7 protein-coding genes are annotated in these 7,084 nt (G+C 62.4%); 1 reads left to right on the forward strand and 6 read right to left on the reverse strand.

Features of this window, described 5'->3' with window-relative positions; genetic code table 11:
- Positions 1-66 precede the first annotated feature (66 nt).
- Positions 67-2,115 (reverse strand): hypothetical protein, encoded by a 2,049-nt coding sequence (locus tag APY03_RS34190; RefSeq protein ID WP_068684364.1) that lies wholly within the window; start codon positions 2,113-2,115, stop codon positions 67-69.
- 356 nt (positions 2,116-2,471) lie between these two features.
- A complete protein-coding gene (locus APY03_RS40900) occupies positions 2,472-2,780 on the reverse strand; it encodes a helix-turn-helix transcriptional regulator (RefSeq protein ID WP_332112709.1) in 309 nt (102 codons plus the stop codon).
- 687 nt (positions 2,781-3,467) lie between these two features.
- Between APY03_RS40900 and APY03_RS42050 the strand changes: the two genes are divergently transcribed.
- Entirely contained in the window at positions 3,468-4,067 is a 600-nt protein-coding gene (locus APY03_RS42050) for a hypothetical protein (RefSeq protein ID WP_232324515.1), read from the forward strand.
- A gap of 417 nt (positions 4,068-4,484) precedes the next feature.
- Here APY03_RS42050 and APY03_RS34195 read toward each other — a convergent pair whose 3' ends face one another.
- The 4 genes from APY03_RS34195 to APY03_RS34210 all read right to left on the reverse strand — a co-directional run bounded on the left by APY03_RS34195 (position 4,485) and on the right by APY03_RS34210 (position 7,081).
- On the reverse strand, positions 4,485-5,456 hold the full coding sequence (locus APY03_RS34195; RefSeq protein WP_068684366.1) for a Bug family tripartite tricarboxylate transporter substrate binding protein: 972 nt from the start codon (positions 5,454-5,456) through the stop codon (positions 4,485-4,487).
- 46 nt (positions 5,457-5,502) lie between these two features.
- The gene (locus tag APY03_RS34200; protein WP_068684374.1) at positions 5,503-6,006 is read right to left on the reverse strand and encodes a 2,4'-dihydroxyacetophenone dioxygenase family protein; all 504 of its coding nucleotides are present in this window, start codon (positions 6,004-6,006) and stop codon (positions 5,503-5,505) included.
- Between the two features lie 95 nt (positions 6,007-6,101).
- A complete protein-coding gene (locus APY03_RS34205) occupies positions 6,102-6,812 on the reverse strand; it encodes an SDR family NAD(P)-dependent oxidoreductase (protein ID WP_068684368.1) in 711 nt (236 codons plus the stop codon).
- An 11-nt stretch (positions 6,813-6,823) separates the two neighbouring features.
- Positions 6,824-7,081 (reverse strand): TauD/TfdA dioxygenase family protein, encoded by a 258-nt coding sequence (locus APY03_RS34210; protein WP_068684370.1) that lies wholly within the window; start codon positions 7,079-7,081, stop codon positions 6,824-6,826.
- Positions 7,082-7,084 lie beyond the last annotated feature (3 nt).

The raw sequence follows: 7,084 nt of genomic DNA on the forward strand, positions 1-7,084 counted from the left end.
GACGCGCTGCTGAGCCTTTGCCTTTGTGCTCCAGGCCACGGCGCCAATCTGTCAGGTGTTCGTCGATCAGGCGTTGCAGCGCAAGCTGATGCAATCGGCTGAACACGACCTGACGGATCGGTGCGATTGCCTGCTGCGCTTCATCGGCATCAATAGGGGGTCGCGACCAACTGATCGGGTTGTCGAGGAAGTTCGCAACCTCTTCGGTGATGCGGCCGACAGATCGGCGACCGGCCGCAGCGAATCGTACTCCACCCCACTTTCGTTCGAGATCTTCCGGTTGAGGGCCTTGATGCGGGTCCAGTGCTCAGCCGGGAGTGTGGCGCCGATAGATAGGCCCAGGCGTGCCGCCCATGCCTTCTGGAAGCTGTCCGCCGCGCGCTGCACGGCAAAGCCGAGCCCGGAGGCGTCGTATTGCGGCTTGGCGTCCGGCACCGGTGGCGGCTCGACCGACTTTTCGACGAAGGCGATCAGCTTGTTGAGCTGCGCCTTCACGCCGGGCGGCAACTTCATGCTCGGGCCATCGAGCGCGCCGAGCATGAAACTCTGGTCGTCGATCGTCCGCTCCATGGCCGCCACGATCGGCGCGTTCAGCACCTCCTTCAGTTTAGATAGATAGTTGTGAACGGAGCCCAGCACGTGTGCGCGCTTGTCGGCGAAGGTCGGCAGGTTGAGGCCCTTGACCTGGTCGAAGTGCGTGAAGGCCAGCAGGAGCTTGTTGTAGTTGCCGCTCGACGCGACGGCGCGCAGGACCGACTGGGCGGCTGCTTGTACTGGCTGCTCGGCGTTGTCCACCAACAAGATTGCATCGACTTCCGAAAAGCGCCGCGTGATGTGCGTCGTCACGCTCGTCGACGAGTCCGGCGTATGGCCGAGGCCCTGGCCGTCGAGCAGCACAACCTTGGCTTGATGGTCGGTGAAGGTCGGAAAGAGGGGCCCCATGACGCGGATGCCATCGACCAGCGGGGTTAGCAGCTTGCCGAACGAAGGCGCGAAGTTGCTTGAAAACCAACGCACCTGTTTGAGGAACTCGGTCCGGTCATCGGTGGTGTAGGTCCACATGAGCGGCCACTTGGAACTGGCGCTGCGGTAGGTCCGCTCGCCGCTTTGCAGTGCTTCGAAGCGTTGCAGCGCTTCGTCGATCACGTCATGAACGATGTCGTGAAACTGCTCGTCAGCGAACAGTTCGCTTTGGAAGATTTCAAGCGCAGCTTCGCGGTCTTCGGCACTTGCCGAGTGCGGGTCAGGAAGCAACTCCTTGCTGATCGTCTCGGCTTTCGATGCAGCGAGCTTCGTGATGCGGCCGATATAGTCCGCCAGCCGCGCTTGTAGCGCTTCGGCGTCGGCACTGGAAACCGCTTCGTCGCTGCCCGCAGCAGCCGTGGCCACCTGGCTGGGCTCGCCGAAATCCCACTCGTCGGCGGCAGGCTCGGCAGGCAGGTTCTTGCGCCATGAACCGAGCAGGTAGCTCAGGCGAAAGCGCTGATCCGGGTGATGTAGGAAGCGATCCGCCACCTTATCTTCGGGTAGCTTGTCCCAGACGGCAGAGCAGGCGTTAACCACGCAGTCTTCGATGTTGGCTTGAATGACAGTCTCCGAGAAGAAAGTCACCGCTGCTCGGAACTCGCCAGCAGCCGGAATCACCTCGATATCCGATACCGTGGTTTTCGCCGTCGAGGTGGAGGGGAAACGGTCCAGTTCGGGGTCCGAGCCAATCAGGTGGCGCAACAGCGAGGTCTTGCCGGCTCCGGTCGTGCCGACGAAGAGAGCCCTGGCGTAGCCCTCTAACTTGCCGGGCAGGGGGATGACGTTGTCGCGCGTTTCAGCCGAATCGGCGACCCCTGCCTGGATGCCGTCGTAGAACGCATCGACAATGCGTTGATCGAAAGCCTGGAGCGCCTCCTGATGTTTTGCTGCCGTCCACCAGGCCTCATCCTGAAGCAGCTGATTCATCTGGGCGACCAATGCCTCGGCTTTGGCCTTGTCATCGGTGCCCAGGCCGCGGCGCATTTTCAGTCCGGGCTTGCCCTTCGAGTCGAGCTTGAGGGGATGCCGGAAGCTGACGGTGAAGCCCGGCCTGCCGGGCGTGGTTGCGAGAGAAGCGGTGTAGGCCATGATCTGCTCCTTGTTGTTCCATGTTGTACCTGAGCGTATTGTGGGCACACATTGAATGGATGTCAACTGATCTGGAACAACGTGGAACAACAAAGGGTGCCTGCCTCTTGGCCCCCGCGCCAACTAAACCAAGATCGGCTGGAAAGCTGCAAGGGTGATATAAGCGCTTCGCCGGTCACGGACGCGTGGTCGAATGCATGCGGCGGGTGATCGACGCCGACTGGTTGATGTCTGCCCGTGGCGACGCCATTTGATGGCCGTGACCACTGGCGCGCGTTTACGCGTTGGCAGGCTGCTGGGTCAATCCAAGTTGGTTCGACACTTGCAACTCACCCGGACCTGGGCGGCGAGCCGGACTACGTTGCCGATACCTGTCGGACCCGGGCGCCTGACGAACTTCGCTTCACTTCGCGAGTCGTTAAGGGCCGAAAGCCTGCAGGATCGCCAATCCATGCCTGTAGCGCTTCTCTGCGCCATCCCTTTGCCCGACCGCCAAGCGACACCTGAAGCGGAAACTCGCCAGCGGCGATACGCCGGTAGATGCTGGAACGGCTCAAGGCGGTGATGCGGATGACGTCGGCTAGGCGGTAGAACGCCGGCTCGGGGCTCAAAGAAAAAGCCGTGGTGTCCTGCGTATGTGGCATGGGCTGCACCTTCTTGAACATTGCTGACAGCCACAAGATTGCTACATCTCGCCGGGATGCGAAACCTGCCACGGCGAAACCATGCGCAGTGGGTCGTACCCCGCCAATTGGATCTTCGTATCGCTGTCACGGCAATTTGGACGTCGATTCTTGATGTGGCGTCCCCGGCGTTCCGCCGTCGGGTTCGCGGGTTGCGCCGCGCGCTTCGTGCCGAATCATGGCCATCGGGCTTTGATCCCTGACGCCTCCGGCCCTTGAGGGCCTGCGCGCTGCGCTTGCCTCCAGGGGATCGGCTGGTGAGCCCATCCCCGCTGCGCTGCGCTTGGCGCCCCTTCAACACCGCCGACCAGGCTGCGCCTGATCGGCCTTAGCGCCTGGCGGCGCTGCGCGCTTCGCTTGAGTGGTGCCGGCGCCGGGAGCGTCCGTTGCCGCAATTACCTTCTTGAGCGCATCACCCTTGTCCGCGACTGTAGCTCGCGACCGTGTGCCGTCAAGGCGCGCAGGGCCGTGCCCTCAGCCTGGCCTGCGGGCCGCACCAACCCTGCGCTTGTCTCCTTGACGGCCTCGGTCCACGGGCTCCCTTCGTCGCGGGATGAACTCAGGAAAGACGGATGCAACGAGGCCGACCTAGTCCTTCGCGCCGCCCCCACCGGAAGTTCGAAGAGGGCTCTAACGAGCCCGCCGAATTGGCTCTGCCATACTGATCCAATGCCTGTCTTAAACCTACATCCCGACGTCAAAGCTGCTCTTGCAAAGCACATTGAGCATGCGGTCGATCGGATTGACCCAAAACGGTACAGGCAGGAGCCGCAATACATGACGGCGCTGCTTGGAAAGCTCGATGCAACGGTTTATGACGGTCCGCATGGATATCTTGAATTACGAGCTACATCTGTAGATGATCGCGGTCCGGCATCGGCGGAGAGCATTTCAGGCGCTGACTTCGCAATCACCGCGTACGTGGGCACTGGGATGTCACAGTTGAAGAAGGCAGTCCTGGGCCAGGCAAAAAGGGGCAGCGTGGAGAGTCTCAAGCCAAGTGAAACTTCTCGCCTGGCCGGCCAAGTTGCCAAACTCCGCGAACGTACGAAGCACTTCGTCGTCTTCGAAACACCACAAGCTCGTGGTGAAACCGTAGGGGTGCGCCGTTCTATGCCGGCCAATCCAATTCGCCTACACGCTCCGCAAACGCTCGAGGACTATCTGGAGCAGCTCGTAAGATGCAGTCACGGTGACAGGCGACAGGTTTTCGTGGAAGCTGTGCAAGACGCCTCGCTGCCCGAACTGAGCGTCTCATTTCGGAGGTAGCAACCCGCTTCCACCCATCGTGCAGTACTGGGACAGGTATTGCTCGCCGGCGGCGCCAAGCTTGTTGATGAGGGGAGTCCGGCTCTCGCATCGGAGTGAGGCGACTTATGCGCTTTAGTGCAGAGACTGAAATGAACAACTGCGGCGCAACAGCTTCTAGAGACACTTACTGTTCTAAGCCAAAAAATCCCCGGACAGCGATCCAGGCGGCACGCGGCTCGCCAAGCTCCTCGAGCTTTAAGTAGCCGTAGTAAATGCCCAAACGGCGCCCGCCCGCGCAGGTTCGGACGGCGGGTAACCGCTGTTAAATGCTCAAACTAGCGCCACGCGTTCCGTGTTGATCGCGACGGCCGCGTCGTTGTGCCCCTCAGGAGTGCCAGGAAGCCGCCTGGTGCGCCAGGCCCCGGCCCCGCGGAATCAGTTGGTCACGATCTTGAGACGAGGGATCATGTCTTTGAAGACCTTGTTGTCGTGCGCCATCACAGCCTTGAAGCGCTCGTCGTCCGCATAGACATACCCAAGGTTCAGCTTCTTCAAGGCATTCTGGAGTTCCGGTTCCTTCGCAATCTCCGCGACCGAGGTCCTGAGCATCTTCACGACCTCCGGCGGCAGGCCCTTCGGCCCCATGATGCCGCGCCAGGTTCCGATCGAAAGCTCGACGTTCTTTTCCTTCATCGTGGGTACGTCCTTGAACTCGTCGAGGCGCTTGTCCGCCATCACCGCCAGGATGCGCAGCTTGCCGGCGGCCACGTGGGCGGCCACCTCTCCGGGGCTGGCCGTCACTGCATCGATCTGACTGCTGAGAAGCGAGAGGATCGACGGCGCGGCGCCCTGGTACGGGATACGGTTGAATTGCAACTGCGTCTTCTCTTCGAAGGCAGCGGCGGCGATGTCGTAGATCGAACCGTTGCCGGAGGTGCCCATCGCCATCTTGCCGGGCTCCTTGCGTGCCGCAGCGATGAAGTCCTCGATGGTCTTGTATGGCGAGTCGGCCCGCACGATGATCGACGCCGGATCGGCGTTGAGCTGCGCGATCGGCGTGACGTCGGCGTAGGTGCGATGGAAGAGATTGAGATGCGGCAAGATCACCATCTCGACCGTGACGATACCCAGTGTGTAGCCATCGGGCTTGGCGTTCATCATGTAATTCCATCCGATGCCGCCACTCGCGCCGGATTTGTTGACGACAACGACACCCTTCGGAAAGTGCTTTTGCGCCGCGACGCCGAATGCGCGTGCCACCGCATCGGTTCCGCCGCCTGCCTGGAAGGGAACGACCAGCTCGATCGGGCGGCTCGGATAGTCAGCTGCGAACGCGAGCCCCGGGGCGAGCGAGGCGGCGGCGAGCACCATAGAGGCGATGAGGGTGCGACGGTGAAATTGAATCATGGGTTTGTCTCGGTGGTGATTCGAAGCTTGGAGATCTCGGATCGCTTCAGCGAATGAACTGGTCGACGTACTCGGCGCCCAGGCCGCACGCCGTGTAGTGGGCGCGGCACATGTCGATCTTGGTGAAGACGTCTTCGTAGCCGGTCTGGCGGCCGAAGGGATCGACATAGATCATGGCGCCAGTGATGTGGAACAACGTGATCATCTCGGGCACGTCCTCGGGCACGACCAGCGTGTGCGTCTCGCCGGGCGGCTCGAAGACATAAGAGCCTTCCTTCGCCTTCCAGTCGTGCTCCAGGTAGTGCCACGCACCGCGCAACACCATGCCGTGCACCGGCGCCGGATGGCGATGCCGGCTCAACACCCCGGATTTGCGCACACGCAAGAGGTTGACCCAGTAGCCCTGCACGGTGTTGAGGCACAGCGGACGGAACCAGACGTTCTCCATCTGCGGCACCCACACGCGCTCATCCTCCGGGACGACTGCGGCGACGACGATCTCGTTCGCGACGCCTTGCGGAAACGGGAGCTGGTAGGGCATGCGGGACATGTCGAGTCCGCCAGCGCGCGAGGGGACGGCGTCATCCGGAATCGGTGCCGCAGGAAAGGTCGAAGTGTTCATCGTGAGGTTTTCGTTGATGGAGATCAGGCGACGAGATAGCCGCCGTCGACGGGCAACACGATGCCGGTGACAAAGGCAGCAGAGCTCGAGCAAAGGAACATTACAGGGCCCGCGATGTCCTCGGGCCGGCCCCATCGGCCCATGGGGGTGCGAGACATCACCGCTGCACTGCGCGCAGCGTCGTCCTGCAGGCCCTGGGTCAGCGGCGTGGCGATCCATCCCGGTGCCACCGCGTTGACGCGGACGCCATCGGGTGCCCAGGCGATCGCCAGGCTCTTGGTTAGTTGCGCAATGCCACCCTTGCTGGCGCTGTACGCCGGCACCAGCCCGCCGCCGAAGAAGCTGAGCATCGAGGCGATGTTGACCAGGCTGCCACCACTGGCGGCCAAACGCTGCCGCGTCGCGGCGGCCACTCGCATCGCACCGTTCAGGTTGATGTCGATCACTCGCCGGAACACCTCGGGGTCATGCTCCTCGCCACGGCGGATGACACCGGCGGCGTTGACCACTATGTCCAGCGTCGGGCACTTCGCGACCACGCGGTCTATCGAGCTGGCGTCGGTCACGTCCATGGCCTCGAACGCGATCCCGGATGCACCGGGCGGCTCCTTGTCGATAAGGCCGGCGCCGGTAACGGCACAGCCTGCATGGCGCAGCGCCTCGGCAATCGCGAGTCCGATGCCGCTCGTGCCGCCGGAGACGAGTGCGGCTTTGCCGCTGAAATCGAAGAGCATTGCGCGGCTCCCTATTTCGCGGACGGGTACTTGGCACGCGCCAGCACTTCCTGGGAGTACGGGCCGAGTACGGGCCCCTCACCCGCCAGCGTGGTGCGGCGGAAGACACGCCGGTAGCGCCCCATGTCGTAGACCTCCGCCTTGTGCAGCGTGGTCCGGTTGTCCCAGACGACCAGGTCGCCCTTCTTCCACTTGTGGAAGTAGCAGAACTCGGGTCGCGAGACATGCTCGACTGGCCAGCGACAATTATCTTGAGTGGTCGACGACAACTA

Source organism: Variovorax sp. WDL1 (genome assembly GCF_001541225.1).
Lineage (GTDB): Bacteria > Pseudomonadota > Gammaproteobacteria > Burkholderiales > Burkholderiaceae_C > Variovorax.

What these genes read in the sequence shown, in the direction of transcription:
- APY03_RS34190 (WP_068684364.1), bottom strand. Translation starts at nt 2,115, where the DNA reads ATGGCCTACACCGCTTCTCTCGCAACCACGCCCGGCAGGCCGGGCTTC.
- APY03_RS34195 (WP_068684366.1), bottom strand. Translation starts at nt 5,456, where the DNA reads ATGATTCAATTTCACCGTCGCACCCTCATCGCCTCTATGGTGCTCGCC.
- APY03_RS34200 (WP_068684374.1), bottom strand. Translation starts at nt 6,006, where the DNA reads ATGTCCCGCATGCCCTACCAGCTCCCGTTTCCGCAAGGCGTCGCGAAC.
- APY03_RS40900 (WP_332112709.1), bottom strand. Translation starts at nt 2,780, where the DNA reads ATGTTCAAGAAGGTGCAGCCCATGCCACATACGCAGGACACCACGGCT.
- APY03_RS42050 (WP_232324515.1), top strand. Translation starts at nt 3,468, where the DNA reads ATGCCTGTCTTAAACCTACATCCCGACGTCAAAGCTGCTCTTGCAAAG.
- APY03_RS34205 (WP_068684368.1), bottom strand. Translation starts at nt 6,812, where the DNA reads ATGCTCTTCGATTTCAGCGGCAAAGCCGCACTCGTCTCCGGCGGCACG.